The organism is Desulfovibrio sp. 7SRBS1 (genome assembly GCF_049723905.1).
Taxonomy (GTDB): domain Bacteria; phylum Desulfobacterota; class Desulfovibrionia; order Desulfovibrionales; family Desulfovibrionaceae.
Genome location: NZ_JBJKFD010000001.1, coordinates 4,349,299 through 4,365,798, shown reverse-complemented (window position 1 = coordinate 4,365,798; position 16,500 = coordinate 4,349,299). Strand labels below are relative to the sequence as shown.

Here is a 16,500-nt window from a genome sequence, read left to right as displayed (position 1 = left end):
GCCCTAACCACGCCTTTGCGAACAGTCGGATCCACTTGTCAGGCCCAAACTGTACAGAGATAGTATTCATCTGACACTCGCCGCCTTTGGCGAGATGCATTTTAGGCGGCCCCTTCGGTCGCCTTTTTATTTACGCATTTAGAGCGTTAGTCCTGCCTCCCAAACAGAATAACCAGCTGCTTCTACGCAAACATACGTTGCAACAAGGCCTCCAATTCCCATTTATCCAACGGTTTGGTCATATAGTCATTAACGCCCGCGTCAAAAAAAACATCTCTTTCCCCTGCCATGGCGTATGCGGTAAGCGCGACAATGGGAACATCGATGTTGCGCCTTCCCGCATCCCCACGGCGTATGGCCATGGTTGCGGAAACTCCGTCCATTTGGGGCATCTGGATGTCCATCAGAATCAGATCAAAAGAATTTTTCGATGCGGCCTTGAGCGCTTCCTTGCCGTTACAGGCCAGGGTAACATCGAATCCCAAGGCGCGAATATGCTTCTCGGCAACGATCCGGGATACAAGATCATCATCAACCAGCAAGATTGACGCATTGCCCCGGCAGGATCGGGAGGGTGCTTTTACCTCATCCTGCTCTTTTTCCACCAGCTGGAACGGCAGACATAAATAAAAAGTCGTCCCCTCTCCTTCCCTGCTTTCCACCGCAAGGTCTCCCTTCATCAGCCGAAGCAGCTTTTTGCAAATCGCCAGCCCAAGGCCCGCTCCCTGGCTTTCCCGCTGAAATCCGGTCGATACCTGTTCGAACGGGTCGAAAATGGTGTCCATCTTCTCTTCGGAAATGCCAATGCCCGTATCGGCAACCGAAAAGAGCACACGAAGTTCATTGGGTTTGCTGAAAGGCAGTGGATAGGCCTGAACATGCACCATGCCCGTGTCGGTGAACTTTACCGCGTTGCCTACAATGTTGCAGAGAATCTGCTGCAGCCTGGTCACGTCGCTCATAAGACCCGCAGGAAGTCCGGGGGATACCTGAAATTTTATTTCCACCCCTTTCTCTCTGGCTGTTGGCCGAAAAAGCTGCTCGACCGAGGCCATAACGTCGTGCAAATTCACCGCTTCCATCCTGAGGTCCAACTTCCCGGCCTCTACACGTGAAAGATCCAAGATATCAGACAGCAAGTTCGTCAGCCGCCTTGTAGACAGAATCGAGTAGTCGGCAAGCTCCTTCTGCTCGGTATTAAGCTCTGTATCTTGAAGCAACTGCAGCATCCCCATCACACCATTGAGGGGAGTCCTGATCTCATGGCTCATATTGGCCAAAAATTCGCTTTTCGCGCGGCTGGCGGCCACGGCTATTTGCTGGGATTTTCTCAAAGCCCTTTCAACCAGCTTTCGTTCATATATTTCTCTTTGCAAATGGTGGTTGGCGTCGTCCAGTGACCGGGCAAGTTCAAGCAATCGGTGCTGTAATTCGGCGACCGTTTCCTGGCTGCCATCGTGTGGCAGTTCCTCTCGGCCCCTGAAGCTTTCAAGAGCCTTTTTCAATTCCTCGTACTGGCATAATTGAGCGAGCTGAAATTCGAGCACATCCCGAAATTGCGTCATTATCCCCTCAATCTTCGGGTTGTATCTGTTCAGTTTGCTGTCCAGAATGCAAATCGTGCCAAAGGGGGTGGAGTCCGGTAACAGGAGGGGAAAACCAAGATACGAAATCATGTTCAGCGCCACATCGGGATTATCTTTCCAATCCTCATCCAGCAGAGCATTGGGAACGAGCAGTTTATCGTTTGTCCGAATGACATGTTCGCAATACAGCCCGCATTTATGAAAGAAATGGTCTGATGCGCCAAGGGGGTAGGGATTGCCCTCGGAGTCGCTTGTCCGGAAGACCTCGATGACATCCTTTCGCACCCGCATAATCAGCGCGGCAGGAACTTTGGCAAGGGCGGCAAGAAGATCGACAATCTTCTGCCAGCGCTCAAGCATGGAATCCGGGACAACCACATCGCTTAGGGATTCCAGAGAAGCATTCGAGTACGGCATACCACCCTCCCAGGAGAGTGCGTGCAGGGGCTAAAAAGTCCAAAGAAGGCTGCTGCGCCCAGTTTCCATCCGCTATGCGCAGTCAATGGAACCTACTTCTAGCAGACTCTACCATATGCAAAACAATTAGAGAAGCGACACTTCACTTCCATGCAGCAGATTGAAAAGACCTGTGAAAAGCAATTGAGACCTCTGGGCCCAAAAAAGAAAAGTGACGTCATTGCGCCAGGCAGTGGAAAACCGCATTTACGAATATTCTGCCGCTGTACGCCATAAAGCGTGGCGGAGACAACAAGGACGAGTCTTCGCCATGGTCGGGTGCAACGGCTATGGCTTAGGTTGCGCGGGTAGTATCTTCAATTCGCCATTTGCTTCTTGACGAGTTGTCACGGCCCATTTAACTTACTAACTGTTCAGTAAGCCAGTGAGTAAGGAGCTTGTGTTGGTAAAAAAAAGAGATGCAGATGCAACCAAATTCGAAATTCTCAAGGCAGCAGAGGCCTTGTTTGCCGAAAAGGGATATGCCGGGACAAAAATGAATGAGATAGCCACGGCCAGCGGCGTCTCCGGGCCGCTTATTGTTTTTCATTTTAAAAATAAACAGGGCGTCTACGACGCGGTTAAAAAAGCGATTATTGATCGGGGGCTAGAAAACGTTAAGCTCACTATGCCGGGAGATAGCTCCACCAGCTCATTTCTCGAACACTTCATTGCCTCCATGTTTCGCTTCTACCGCGACAATCCAACCATGCTGCGGCTCGCAAACTGGGGACGCCTGGAAGGAGACGACGCTCCATGGCCCGGTGAAGACGAATGGCACCATGCCTACCTGGAGCGCATCCGCAAAGCACAGGAATGCGGCGATATCCGCAACGACATGACGCCCCTTAATATTTCGATCATGATTTGCGGTTTGGTCCACATCTGGTGGGAATTTCATAATCACTTTCTCATTCACTCACAAAAGGAAGGAATAAAAAACAATGTGGACGACAACTATTACAAACAGTGCCTTTCTTTCGTTCTTCGCGGTCTTTTGCCAGGCTGACTGTAGTGGAAAAGCGGAAATATCAACGCATTAACCAACACAGGAAGAAAGCAGCATGAAAAAAGAACTCCCTATCCCGGAACCAGTTACAGACAATATCTTTGTCCTGCAGCAGGAAGCGCTCAAATGGGAGCTTCTCAAGACGTCCATTGAGTTGAACATATTTGACCACACCTCCCATCCCGTCCTTGCTGAAGAACTCAGCAAAGCCCTTTCGCTCCATCCGGGCAACACGGAATACCTGCTCAACGCCCTTGTCGGCCTCGGATGCCTGAAAAAAGAAAACGAGCAGTACAACAACACCCCACAGACGAAGCAGTATCTGACTTCGGGAAAAGACACATCGCTGGGGATGAGCTTGTTGTTCATGGGCAAGCGGCTCGAGCCGCTTATGAACGGCGGACTAAAAAAATTGATCAGCAATGGCCCACCGCCGCCCAAAGACATGGCCAATCCGGAACGGTGGAAAAAAGGAGCACGCATAAGCGTGAACCACTCCCGTAGCGGCCGAGCCCAATTCATCGCACAGCAGGTTTCCAAGCTCCCCGAGTTCTCGACATTCACCAAGATTCTCGACCTGGGAGCGGGCCCGGGAATCATCGGCCTTGCCGTTGCTGCCGCGCACCCATCTCTGCATTGCATGGTCTTCGACCAACCCGCCGTCAGCGAAGTGGCGAGGGAAGTAATAGCCGAATACGGAATGGAAGATCGCGTCACTGCAAAGGGTGGCGACTATATGCAAGATGATTTGGGTGAAGGATACGAGTTCATCATGGCGAACTTCAGTCTGAACTTTTTTCACGACCGGCTTGATGAACTTATGCCCAAGGTGCTCGCAGCTTTGAAACCAGGAGGGATATTCCTGGTTACATCCGATGGACTGACCCACGATAGGACAGGCCCGGCAGATACCGTCATCAGTTGGCTGCCGACCATGCTCCAGGGCATGGACATGGCATTTGAAAGCGGACAAATCGCCAAAGCCATGCTGGATGCGGGCTTTGTTTCCACAGAACTGCGGCCGCTCGACGAGCTCAAGATACAGCCGCACGGCCCCATGGAAATGACCATCGGAAGAAAGGGGAAAGCGTAATGACCAAACATGATTTAGAGGGAATTCCAGAGACATTGCTCATCGCCTTATGGGCACGAGCCGCAGCCACACAAGCGGAGAATCCCATCATCCATGATGAAAAGGCAGTGGAGATGGTGTCGCAAATCAATTACGACTTTTCTCGGTTCGAAGCCTCAAGCCGCTACACAAAACTTGGTGTGGCTGTACGCACCAGACTGTTGGACGACGGCTTATCCACGTTTCTGGAGGCACACCCCGACGCTGTTGTAATAAACTTTGGAGCAGGCCTGGATACGCGGCATGCACGGCTCCAATGCGATACCGTCGATTGGTACGAGATAGATGTTCCCGAATCAATCGAGCTGCGACGACGTTTTTTCACAGAAAACGACCGCTATCACTTCATTGCGCAATCCATATTCGATCTGTCCTGGATGGATAAGGTGGAAACAGCCGGGCGCCCCGTGGTTTTTCTGGCAGAAGGTTTGTTCATGTATTTTACAGAAAACGAGCTCAAGCAATTTTTCAAAGAACTGGCCGAACGATTTCCTGATGCGGAAATGTTTTTTGAAATGCTTGGCTCGGCTTTCGTAGGTAAGGAAAAGCATCATGAGACCCTCAAGCAAATCGACAGCCAGGTAAAATTCAAGTGGGGGCTGAAAAATACCCGTCAAATGGAGTCTTGGCACCAGGGAATCCAGTTCGTCACAGAGTGGAACTACTTTGATTACTATAAAAATCAATGGGGCCTCTTCGGCATGTTCGCACGCCTCCCATTTGCCCGTCCACGTTTTGCTTGCCGAATAGTGCAACTGCATTTTGCCAGCAGGCAAGTGGCCAACGCCGCTTAGCGAAAAAACTGTCCATCAGAAAAAGAAACTCTCCTGTTTTGGAGCCCTTGTTGTTTATGCGAAGAGGGCTTCAAAGCAGTGGGAGGCCAAAAGCGAAGAAGACGTAAAGCCCTCGCCCCTCTCTCCCCACAACAGCACGTTGCGCCACCCCGCAGAGCGTAAAATCCCATCTCGCACATAGCTTCGGTGCTTCGAAAAACTCAAGACCTCGCATCAACCTTATTCTGTAGAGAAAAGCAAAGAGGACGTGGGCAACAGACGCGTCATGGTGTCCCTTCGCATAGCCGCCAAGCTCAGATTCGGCATGTTTTACGGAAACAGTGGGGAAACCCGGATAATCCTTTGAGACAGCGTAAGTTCTCTTCCTGCTGAGGCGATAAAAAACGTTAGATCAGGCAATTTTCTTCTCTTCCCAAGGTGGAAGTTCGGAATGCCTGCAAGGCGCGGCGTATCGGGATGGCGTGGGATAGTAGTTAGACCTACAGCCCTAGGCAGCACGTTGCGACGTAGCAGCGTGCGGAAGACGAAAAACAATGCGCTTTCACGCATTGAAAAAAAGGACTGGCAGCCGAACAGAAAAAGTCATGGTGTCCCTTTGGCCGTCTGCTTACTCAAGATTATTGTTTTTTACGGAAACAGTGGGGAAACCCGGTCAACGCGCCCGGTTTCCCCGTTTGTTTCCGAACCTTCTCCTCCCTTTCCGGCACGAAGGAGCCGCAGGTGTCTAAAAGGAAGTCTTTGCCGCCTCTTTGAACCATGGCAGGTGAGATAAAGTCATTGGCCATAAGGTAGGAAGCAGCATTTGCAAACATGCCGCTGCAGGTGCGCCACGAAGCGTGGCGAATACGACGCCATTGTTGGCTGAAAATTATACAGACGCCTACAGGCAATTATTTAGTCAGGCCTGAAAAACCCGTTTCAGCTTCTACGCCACATTTTCCGCCAGCCGTCGGCTTGAGTCTTTGCCGAGGAGCAGAAACGCCAAGAGCACAAAAAACTCTCCGATTTTCCGCATCCACTTCCTGAAGTTGAACGCCGCTGCGGCCATAAACAAGTTAATGGCGTCGCCGACCGCGCCCTTGAGATAGCTCCGGGCCATGCGGTGATCGTGTTTGAGATGGCCGATCACCGGCTCGATAGCCGCCCGACGGCGGAAGCGGAGCCGCGCCATAAGGCGCTGGTACGGTGTGTCCTTCTTCTTCGGAGGCTTTGGGATGAGGATTTGCGTGTCACCGACCTGATTCAGGCCCCTGTAGCCTCGGTCGCAGATCGCCATGGACGGACAGACCCCGGTGACCTCCCAACACTGTTCGAGGACATCCGGCAACGTATGGCCGTCGTAGACGTTCTCGTTGAACGACATCGCGCCGACGATGATACCCGTAGTTTTTGTGACCGCGATGGACGCCTTGCGCCCGAACTCGTACTGCTTGTGCGCTTTACCCTTGGAGATGCAGAGAATATCGGGTTCGTGTAGGCTGTAGACCTTATTCTTGTCGCTTCGTTTCTGGTCCTTGACCCGCTCGTACAGGTCAAGTCGCTCCTGGTGGCGGCCCAGGGCTTCGCCCGGCAATTTGCGCCGGAGTTCACGGATCAAGGCACCAGCCATTGTCCGCATCTTCCTCGCCTTTTTGGCCATCTTCATCCGTTTCAGCCGAAGCTTGGGGAGCGTGCGCTTGAAGCTGCGGCGTAGACCGACGCCTTCGCTGTCCGCGATCTTACGGCAGCCCTCGATGACTTTGGTCAAAAGCTTCAGGTCGGTAGGAAAGGTTACGTTCTTTTCCTGGACCGTGGTATCCACCGTGATCTCTCGTTCTTTGGCGTCATCACCGTGCAGTTCCACGGAGACCTCGAAAATCAGTCGTGCCCCGTCCTCGCCAATGCGCTTGCGGAAATAGATCAAATCCGTGGGATCGCAAGGCAGCTTCCACTGGAACTCGGTCATACCGCAAAACGCCTGGTAGTAGGGATTTTGCGTCCATGCCTCCACGACCCGTTCGTCGCTCAGATTCTCCAACTGCTTGAGCAGCATCAGCCCGACCATTAGCCGGGGCGGCTTGGCTGGCCGACCTTGGTCGCTGTAGAGTCCGGCGAACTCCTCCTCGAATCGCCCCCAGGGAATTCTCCTCGCCAATTGAAGGAGCGGAGCCTTCGGATTGAGCTGGTCCAGAAGGTCTGGGTAAAGGAACGTACCCTGCGGCTGTTTTTTGGGTTTTGCCCTCATGATTCTCCCGCCATTCGCTGCATCATTTCGACCGGTTTTATACGAATTCACAACGTTCTCTGGTCGAAAATACTACATTATACAAGGAGAATTGTTAATAAAAATCAATCCACTAGAGATATTTCAGGCCCGACTATTTAAGGTGGGGATGACACGTGGGATGAATATTTTCTGCAAACAGACCAGAGAGCCTTTAAGGGCCTATCAAAGAAAAAGACGACTCGAAGCATCCCCCCTCTTCTTCCCACGGCAGTGTAAGTTTTGTTCCTGCCGGGGCGCGGAACAACGTGAGATAAGTACAATTTTCTTCTCTTCAGGTGGAAGTTCGGATGCCCTGCAAGGCGCGGCGTGACGGGATGACGGGGGATAGTAGTCAGACCTACAGCCCTGGGCAGCACGTTACGCCGCAACGCAGCAGGGCGCCGAAATCCCGCCTTGGGCCATAAAAAAAGGTCCATATCTTTCGATATGGACCTTTTGAAAAGGAGCCCTGGCAGCGACCTACTTTCCCAGCGACTACTCGCAAGTATCATCGGCGAAGAAGAGCTTAACTTCCGAGTTCGGAAAGGGATCGGGTGTGGCCTCTTCTCTATGGCCGCCAGAGCAAATATATTGCTCATGGCACAGAGTTGAAGAGATGTGCTTCTGGCGAGGCGCGAAGGGAAATGCGCGGAGGCGTATTCTTACATACGCCGCACAAGCTATTTTCCTGAGGCAACGAAGCCAGTGTGCAGCTATTTCAACTCTGAGAGCGAAATATAGAAAATAGGGACGAAGTTGTGTTTAAATCTGAAAAAAGACTCACGAACTATTAGTACCGGTCAGCTGAACGTATCGCTACGCTTACACATCCGGCCTATCAACCAGGTGGTCTACCTGGGTTCTTTAGGATCTAATGATCAGGGAGAACTAATCTTGAGGCTGGCTTCCCGCTTAGATGCTTTCAGCGGTTATCCGTTCCGAACGTAGCTACCCTGCAGTGCCGCTGGCGCGACAACAGGAACACCAGAGGTTCGTCCACCCCGGTCCTCTCGTACTAGGGACAGACCCTCTCAATTCTCCTACGCCCACAGAGGATAGGGACCAAACTGTCTCACGACGTTTTAAACCCAGCTCGCGTACCACTTTAAACGGCGAACAGCCGTACCCTTGGGACCTGCTCCAGCCCCAGGATGTGATGAGCCGACATCGAGGTGCCAAACCGCGCCGTCGATATGAACTCTTGGGCGCGATCAGCCTGTTATCCCCGGCGTACCTTTTATCCTATGAGCGATGGCCCTTCCATTCGGGACCACCGGATCACTAAGACCGACTTTCGTCCCTGCTCGGCATGTCTGCCTCACAGTCAAGCTCCCTTATGCCTTTGCACTCAACGGTTGGTTTCCAATCAACCTGAGGGAACCTTTGCAAGCCTCCGTTACTCTTTGGGAGGCGACCGCCCCAGTCAAACTACCCACCAGACGCTGTCCCTTCACTGGATAACAGTAGAAGGTTAGGGCCTTAGACTAGCAAGGGTGGTATTTCAAGGGTGGCTCCACGAACACTGGCGTGCCCGATTCATAGCCTCCCACCTATCCTACACATGCTAGCCCAAAACACAACGTCAAGTTGTAGTAAAGGTGCACAGGGTCTTTCCGTCCTTCTGCGGGAACACGGCATTTTCACCGCGAATTCAATTTCACCGAGTCTCTGGCTGAGACAGTGGGGAGATCGTTACGCCATTCGTGCAGGTCGGAACTTACCCGACAAGGAATTTCGCTACCTTAGGACCGTTATAGTTACGGCCGCCGTTTACCGGGGCTTCGGTTTAGAGCTTCGCTTGCGCTGACTCCACCCCTTAACCTTCCGGCACCGGGCAGGCGTCAGTCCCTATACTTCGTCTTGCGACTTAGCAGAGACCTATGTTTTTAGTAAACAGTCGCCACCCCCATTTCTCTGCGGCTCTTCGATGCTTAGCGAGTAAACACATCACATCAAAGAGCACCCCTTATCGCGAACTTACGGGGTCATTTTGCCGAGTTCCTTAGCCAGAGTTTCCTCGAACGCCTTGGGTTACTCACCCCGCCCACCTGAGTCGGTTTGCGGTACGGTCCATGTGAACTAAACTTAGAGGCTTTTCTTGGCGGCAGAGGCTCAACCACTTCAGAGCAAAAGCTCACGGCATCGTGTCTCGGCCTTAAACCTCCGGATTTGCCTGGAGATTCAGCCTACACACTTGCACCGGGATATCCAACACCCGGATGGCCTACCTTTCCGCGTCCCCCCATCGCACATTCACACGGGTACGGGAATATTAACCCGTTTCCCATCAGCTACGCTTTTCAGCCTCGCCTTAGGGGCCGACTAACCCTGGGCAGATTAACTTTACCCAGGAAACCTTGGGCTTACGGCGTGGGAGTTTCTCACTCCCATTATCGTTACTCATGTCAGCATAATCACTTCTCTACACTCCAGCGTGGCTTACGCCTTCACCTTCATCGCAGTAGAGAACGCTCCCCTACCGATCGTCTAAAAGACGATCCCGCAGCTTCGGTGGTATACTTAGCTCCGTTACATTTTCGGCGCAGGACCACTAGACCAGTGAGCTATTACGCTTTCTTTAAAGGATGGCTGCTTCTAAGCCAACCTCCTGGCTGTCTAAGTAGTCCCACCACCTTTCCCACTGAGCATACACTTGGGAACCTTAGCTGGCGGTCTGGGCTGTTTCCCTTTCGACTACGGACCTTCGCACCCGCAGTCTGACTCCCGGACAACAATTAACCGGCATTCGGAGTTTGATAGGGTTTGGTAACCTGGTGGGGCCCCTAGCCCTGTCAGTGCTCTACCTCCGGTAATCTAATCCGAGGCTATACCTCAATATATTTCGGGGAGAACCAGCTATCACCGGGTTTGATTGGCCTTTCACCCCTATCCACAAGTCATCCGAGTCATTTTCAACTGACAACGGTTCGGCCCTCCACTTGACTTTACTCAAGCTTCAGCCTGCTCATGGATAGATCACCCGGCTTCGGGTCTACTCCGCACAACTAACGCCCTATTCAGACTCGCTTTCGCTTCGGCTACACTTAACGCTTAACCTGGCTGTACAGAGTAACTCGCTGACTCATTATGCAAAAGGCACGCGGTCACGGAACAAGTCCGCTCCCACTGCTTGTAGGCAACTGGTTTCAGGTTCTATTTCACTCCCCTAACAGGGGTTCTTTTCACCTTTCCCTCACGGTACTGGTTCACTATCGGTCACCAAGGAGTATTTAGCCTTGGAGGATGGTCCCCCCAGATTCAAACGGGGTTTCACGTGCCCCGCCCTACTCGGGTGCTGCCTGCGTCGTTTTCGCCTTCACATACGGGGCTTTCACCCTCTATGGCCAAGCTTCCCAGCTTGTTTTGCTAGCTATTCGAATCGCGTATGGCAGTCCCACAACCCCGCATGCACGGATGCATACGGTTTGGGCTAATCCCGGTTCGCTCGCCGCTACTACGGGAATCTCTTTTGATTTCTCTTCCTCCGGGTACTGAGATGTTTCACTTCCCCGGGTTTGCTTTCCAAGGCCTATGAATTCAGCCAAGGAATAACCGGACATAACTCCGGCTGGGTTTCCCCATTCAGAAATCCACGGATCAAAGGATGTTTGGCTCCTAACCGTGGCTTATCGCAGCCTACTACGTCTTTCATCGCCTCTTGGTGCCAAGGCATCCACCAGTTGCCCTTACTATCTTTTTTCAGACACAACTTCGTCGCCTATTCTACTATCAATGATCATTACCGACACGTGGCCAGTAAGTTCACCACCGTGGTGGAGGTGAACGGAATCGAACCGATGACCCCCTGCGTGCAAAGCAGGTGCTCTCCCAGCTGAGCTACACCCCCATGTGGTGATAACCGTGGTGGGCCTAGATGGACTTGAACCATCGACCTCACGCTTATCAGGCGTGCGCTCTAACCGAAACTGAGCTATAGGCCCTTAAATCGGCTCTACAGTGCAAAGAACACAAAGGTCCTTGCAATTAAATAGCGAGCGGGCGCATTTGCTCATTAAAGGAGGTGATCCAGCCGCAGGTTCCCCTACGGCTACCTTGTTACGACTTCACCCCAATCATCAGCCCTACCGTAGGCGGCTGCCCCCCAAAGGGTTGGCTCACCGACGTCGGGTAGAACCGACTTTCGTGGTGTGACGGGCGGTGTGTACAAGGCCCGGGAACGTATTCACCCTGGCATGCTGATCCAGGATTACTAGCGATTCCAACTTCATGCAGTCGAGTTGCAGACTGCAATCCGGACTGGGAGGGGCTTTTTGGGATTGGCTTGGCCTCGCGGCGTAGCTGCCCTTTGTACCCCCCATTGTAGTACGTGTGTAGCCCTGGGCGTAAGGGCCATGATGACTTGACGTCGTCCCCACCTTCCTCCCGGTTGACCCGGGCAGTCTCGCCAGAGTGCCCACCATTATGTGATGGCAACTGACAATAAGGGTTGCGCTCGTTGCGGGACTTAACCCAACACCTCACGGCACGAGCTGACGACAGCCATGCAGCACCTGTCACTTGGTTCCCCGAAGGGCACTCTCCTATCTCTAGGAGATTCCAAGGATGTCAAACCCAGGTAAGGTTCTTCGCGTTGCATCGAATTAAACCACATACTCCACCGCTTGTGCGGGCCCCCGTCAATTCCTTTGAGTTTCAGCCTTGCGACCGTACTCCCCAGGCGGGATGCTTAATGCGTTAACTGCGGCACCGAAGGTGAATCCCCCCGACACCTAGCATCCATCGTTTACAGCGTGGACTACCAGGGTATCTAATCCTGTTTGCTCCCCACGCTTTCGTACCTCAGCGTCAGTACCTGTCCAGATGGCCGCCTTCGCCACCGGTGTTCCTCCTGATATCTACGGATTTCACTCCTACACCAGGAATTCCGCCATCCTCTCCAGGACTCAAGCCTGTCAGTATCAAGTGCAATTCCTCGGTTGAGCCGAGGGCTTTCACACCTGACTTAACAGGCAGCCTACGCACGCTTTACGCCCAGTGATTCCGATTAACGCTTGCACCATCCGTATTACCGCGGCTGCTGGCACGGATTTAGCCGGTGCTTCCTCTGAAGGTACCGTCAAACATATACGCTATTAACATATACGCACTTCTTCCCTTCTGACAGAGGTTTACAACCCGAAAGCCTTCTTCCCTCACGAGGCGTCGCTGCGTCAGGGTTTCCCCCATTGCGCAATATTCCCCACTGCTGCCTCCCGTAGGAGTCTGGGCCGTGTTTCAGTCCCAGTGTGGCTGGTCATCCTCTCAAACCAGCTACTCATCGTTGCCTTGGTAGGCCGTTACCCTACCAACTAGCTAATGAGACGCGGGCCCATCCAGACGCGGATGCATAATTTAGAGGCACCCTTTCAACCAAAATAAATTGATTCGTATACGGTATTAGCAGCCGTTTCCAACTGTTATCCCGTTCGTCTGGGCAGGTAGCCCACGCGTTACTCACCCGTACGCCGCTCTACTAGGCTCCCGAAGGAACTTTTCTCGCACGACTTGCATGTGTTAAGCACGCCTCCAGCGTTCAATCTGAGCCAGGATCAAACTCTCCAATTAGGAAAGTATTTCTAGCTAAAACTCGTAAGTTCATACGAACCCACGATGATAGTATTTCGCGCCCTGCTCGCTATTTAATTGTCAAAGACCTTTCCGGCTTGAGGCCGGAAGTGGGAGAGTGTAAGTAGTAAATTACGCTTCCCATGTCAATCTCTTTTTTCAAATTCCCTGTTTGTTTTCTGCGTCGCTTTCGCGCCGTCTGTCCCAAGCAGCGGAGGGTGTTTCTATGTGTTTCCGCCCTGTGCGTCAACCCCTTTTTTCAACTTTTTTGGTCGAACCCGTCAGGGTCGTAAAGTCGATTGCGGCCGGATACCGGCCCGGGGTGTCAGCCATCAGCTTCCACACACTCACCCTATCTATTCTATTGTAAGAGAACACCCTGCCGGGAAACTTGCGATTCCCGTGCGGCGGAGGGGCTTTCTATGTGTTTCACACCTACCCGTCAACAGGTTTTGTGAGTTTTTTTCAGAAAGTTTTGATTTTGTGTTTTAGGGATAGGTGATGTTGTGGGGCTGGTATCGGCTGAAGGGCCGATGATGAAAGAGAAATTCCATAAATAAGGGGCTGGTTTGTCCCCGCATTGCGTAAAGGGAAAAAAGGATGGGACGAGTGTTCATGGCATGCGGTTATCCCCGCTAATGCGGAGAATGCAAGCTGGAAAGATAGAGAAGTGCACACCTGGCAGATTGCTCCCCAATAAGATGGAGTACACTTTGCTGTCCAAAGAATACCACGTCAGGCCGTATCCCATCGTGTGTGAGGAGCATAAGTTTGCTGCGAGTCGTTATACAAAGGAGAATGAAGAGGTTGTGAACGACAGACGAGCCATGGTGTCACTTCACATAGCTGCCAAGCTCAGATTCAACATATTTTACGGAAACTGCTGGGAAACCCGGGGCCCATTAAGGTAGTGTAAGTTTTGTTTCTGCCGAGGCGCAACTTGCTGTTTGGGGGCGTGGATAGGAGTTGGCCTCCAGCCCGCTCCCAAACAGTGAGTTGCAACGAAGGCAGGGGCAAAAATCGCGCTGCCGACCCGTTTGTTCCCGAACCTTCCCCTCCCCCCTTCCGGCACGAAGGAGCCGCAGGTATCTAAAAGGAAGTCTTGGCCGCCTCTTTGAACCAAGGCAGGTGAGATAGAATCATTGCGCCGTAGAGCATGAGCTGCATTGCAGATTGGCCGCCGCAGGTACGCCACGAAGCGTGGCGAATGACAGATCATTGTCGGCTGAAATTATACATACGCCTACAGGCAACTATTTAAGGTGGGGATGAATATTTTCTGCAAACAGACCAGAGAGCCTTTAAGGGCCTATCAAAGAAAAAGACGACTCGGAGCATCCCCCTCTTCTTCCCGCGGCAGCGTAAGTTTTGATTCTGCCGAGGCGGTGAATAATATTAGCTTACGACAATTTTCTTCTCTTCCCAAGGTGGAATTTCGGATGCCCTGCAAGGCGCGGCGTGACGGGATGACGGGGGATAGTAGTTAGACCTACAGCCCTCGGCAGCACATTACGCCGCAACGCCGCAGGGCGCCGAAATCCCGCCTTGGACATCCCGCTTCCAAACATCAAGCCGCAACGAAGGCAGAAGCAAAAATCGCGCTGCCGCCACAACACCAAAAAAAGACCGGCTCCACGAAGGAACCGGTCTTTATACATCTAAGGAAGGCTGGTGCTTACGAGTTCAGTTCGCGTTCCTGCGGGAAGATGGGCAGGTAGCGATAGGACAGCGAAAGCAGCAAGGCGCCGTAAGCTACGATCATAAGCGAGGTGGCCCATTCAGCCCAGTTGGGCATGTAAACGTACCACTTATCGAAAGGCAAGGCCGGGAAGGCAATGGTCTGCACCGTGAATACGTAGCGGTTGATGGTCACGCCGACGCAGTTCAGGATACAGGCAATGTAGAACAGGAACGGTGCGTTGCGCAGAGCCGGAATCATAAGAATGAGAGCCGGGATGACGCCGCACAGTCCGAGTTCGGTCCAGAGCATCCACTTGCCGTAAACCCAACCGTAGAACATCTGATCGAAGGTCAGACCGGCGCGAGGCAGAATGTCGGTGATCCATGCGTAGGTGTCCAGGAACTTGAGGAACAAGTACAGGCACAACATGGTACCGGCGATTTTGCCCATCATTGCTTTTACTTTGTAGGTGGTCATCTGGCGACCGGACATCAGTTCGATGACTTTGCAGATGAGCACGGTAAAGCAGGGGCCGGAGGCTACAGCTGACAGAACGAACAGGAAGAACGTCCAGGGCCAGATAAAGAATCCCTCGCGGAAAGCGAAAGGACGGGCAAAAAGCACACCGTACATACCGCCCAGGGAGCCCTGGTGGAATGTGGACAGGAACGCGCCGATACCGGCGAAAAGCGGCATGGCGACGTGCATGTTGTGTGCGAGGTTGTGCAGGAAGGGAATCTTGTTCAGCTGCTTCTGCTCAAGGACGAGCGGCACGTACTCGATAATGAGCACCATGCAATAGCAGGTGATGCAGAAGATAACTTCCGTGAGCATGGAGTGGACGTTGGGATGCCAGTATCCGAACCATGCACGCAGGGGTTGTCCGATATCCATGGTCAGGATGAGCATGGCGCCGGAGTAGCAGAGAAACCCGACGATGACGGTCAGGTTGATGATGTTTTTAAGGGCGTCGATTCCCAGGATGTACTTGAGAAATCCGGTAAAAAACGCGCCCGCGCCAAGGGCGATGACGGCAAGGTCAAAGGTGATCCACAGACCGAACCCGAAGTAGTTGTCCAGGCCAGTCACGCCGATGCCATAGCCGAACACCTGGAATGCGGCGTAAACTCCCCAGAGGAAGATGACCATGACAAAGGCCAGCCAAAGCATGAACTTACCTATGCCGCAGCGTTCCACGCCTTCGGGGAAGAGTTGGTAATCGATGGGTTTAGCCATGGTGGCCTCCTCCGTTGCTTCCGTGCGAGCCGTCGCCCATGTCGTTGTCCAGCAAGTCCAGGACCCAGGAGCGCTTGCTCATGTAGTAAACCTGCGGATCCGTACCGAGCCGTTCCAGAATGCGTCGGGCATACTTGCTTTTGTGCAGTTCGTGAACCTTGTGCTCGGGGTTCTTGAGGTCGCCGAAGGAAATGGCTCCGGTGGGGCAGGCCTCTGCACAAGCAGGAACGTATGCGCCATCGGGCAGGCTGTTGGGATCGCCGCCTTCCTTGCGAGCCTTTTCCTTGGCCAGATTCCAACGATGGTGGCAGAACGTACACTTTTCAACCACACCGCGGGGGCGGGTCGACACGAACGGCGTGAGGGTCTTTTCCATTCCCTCGGGCCAGTGCGGGTCGAACCATCCGAAGTAACGGGAGTGGTAGGGGCACGCAGCCATGCAGTACCGGCAACCGATGCAGCGGGGATACACCTGGCTGACGATGCCGCCGTTTTCGTTTTTATCCGTGGCTACAACCGGGCACACCGACACGCAGGAGGGATGACCGCACTGCATGCAGGGGCGCGGCAGATAAGCCACGTCGTGTTCGGGATATTTAAGTCCGTTCTCAAGCTTGTAGACCAGCATCCACGAGAGGGTCCGCAGCTTGTTGGACGCATCTTCCATGGGAGCTATATTGTTTTCGACCTGGCAGGACACCATACAGGCTCCGCAGCCCGTACATTTGTCCAGATCGACCACCATCCCCCATTTGATGTCGAATTCCTTGAATGCTGACATGGTCGTAATCCTTGT

At 52.9% G+C, this 16,500-nt stretch carries 6 protein-coding genes, 2 tRNA genes, 3 rRNA genes and 1 pseudogene; 3 read left to right on the top strand and 9 right to left on the bottom strand.

The features are described from left to right. Window positions 1-182: 182 nt before the first annotated feature. Window positions 183-2,003 (bottom strand): ATP-binding protein, encoded by a 1,821-nt coding sequence (locus ACI0FJ_RS19240; RefSeq protein ID WP_424306129.1) that lies wholly within the window; start codon window positions 2,001-2,003, stop codon window positions 183-185. Window positions 2,004-2,427: 424 nt separating this feature from the next. Here ACI0FJ_RS19240 and ACI0FJ_RS19235 point away from each other — a divergent pair, with 424 nt between their 5' ends. From ACI0FJ_RS19235 to ACI0FJ_RS19225, 3 genes are read left to right on the top strand one after another with little or no spacing between them, the layout of a single operon-like run. Then, window positions 2,428-3,051: a TetR/AcrR family transcriptional regulator gene (locus ACI0FJ_RS19235; protein WP_424306127.1), complete on the top strand. Its 624-nt coding sequence runs from the start codon at window positions 2,428-2,430 to the stop codon at window positions 3,049-3,051. A gap of 55 nt (window positions 3,052-3,106) precedes the next feature. Then, the gene (locus ACI0FJ_RS19230) at window positions 3,107-4,144 is read left to right on the top strand and encodes a methyltransferase (protein WP_424306126.1); all 1,038 of its coding nucleotides are present in this window, start codon (window positions 3,107-3,109) and stop codon (window positions 4,142-4,144) included. Further along, complete coding sequence (locus tag ACI0FJ_RS19225; protein WP_424306125.1) at window positions 4,144-4,977, top strand: class I SAM-dependent methyltransferase; 834 nt, start codon at window positions 4,144-4,146, stop codon at window positions 4,975-4,977. The genes ACI0FJ_RS19230 and ACI0FJ_RS19225 overlap by 1 nt, the downstream gene beginning before the upstream one ends. Window positions 4,978-5,986: 1,009 nt before the next feature. Here ACI0FJ_RS19225 and ACI0FJ_RS19220 read toward each other — a convergent pair. The 8 genes and pseudogenes from ACI0FJ_RS19220 to qrcC all read right to left on the bottom strand — a co-directional run. Further along, a pseudogene (locus ACI0FJ_RS19220) lies at window positions 5,987-7,201 on the bottom strand (IS5 family transposase); the annotation flags it as partial. 488 nt (window positions 7,202-7,689) lie between these two features. Next, window positions 7,690-7,804 (bottom strand): 5S ribosomal RNA (gene rrf / locus ACI0FJ_RS19215). A gap of 187 nt (window positions 7,805-7,991) precedes the next feature. Continuing rightward, a 23S ribosomal RNA gene (locus tag ACI0FJ_RS19210) occupies window positions 7,992-10,922 on the bottom strand. Between the two features lie 71 nt (window positions 10,923-10,993). After that, window positions 10,994-11,069: transfer RNA gene (locus ACI0FJ_RS19205), tRNA-Ala, on the bottom strand. A gap of 15 nt (window positions 11,070-11,084) precedes the next feature. After that, window positions 11,085-11,163, bottom strand: a tRNA-Ile gene (locus ACI0FJ_RS19200). Window positions 11,164-11,236: 73 nt separating this feature from the next. Further along, window positions 11,237-12,787 (bottom strand): 16S ribosomal RNA (locus ACI0FJ_RS19195). Together the 16S, 23S and 5S rRNA genes with 2 tRNA genes alongside form the textbook arrangement of a ribosomal RNA operon. A gap of 1,675 nt (window positions 12,788-14,462) precedes the next feature. Beyond that, window positions 14,463-15,704 carry a menaquinone reductase integral membrane subunit QrcD gene (gene qrcD / locus ACI0FJ_RS19190; protein ID WP_424306124.1) on the bottom strand — a complete coding sequence of 414 codons (1,242 nt, stop codon included), beginning with the start codon at window positions 15,702-15,704 and terminating at the stop codon, window positions 14,463-14,465. Beyond that, window positions 15,697-16,485 carry a menaquinone reductase iron-sulfur cluster-binding subunit QrcC gene (gene qrcC / locus ACI0FJ_RS19185; protein WP_424306123.1) on the bottom strand — a complete coding sequence of 263 codons (789 nt, stop codon included), beginning with the start codon at window positions 16,483-16,485 and terminating at the stop codon, window positions 15,697-15,699. Before qrcC ends, qrcD begins: the two co-directional genes overlap by 8 nt. Window positions 16,486-16,500: the final 15 nt, after the last annotated feature.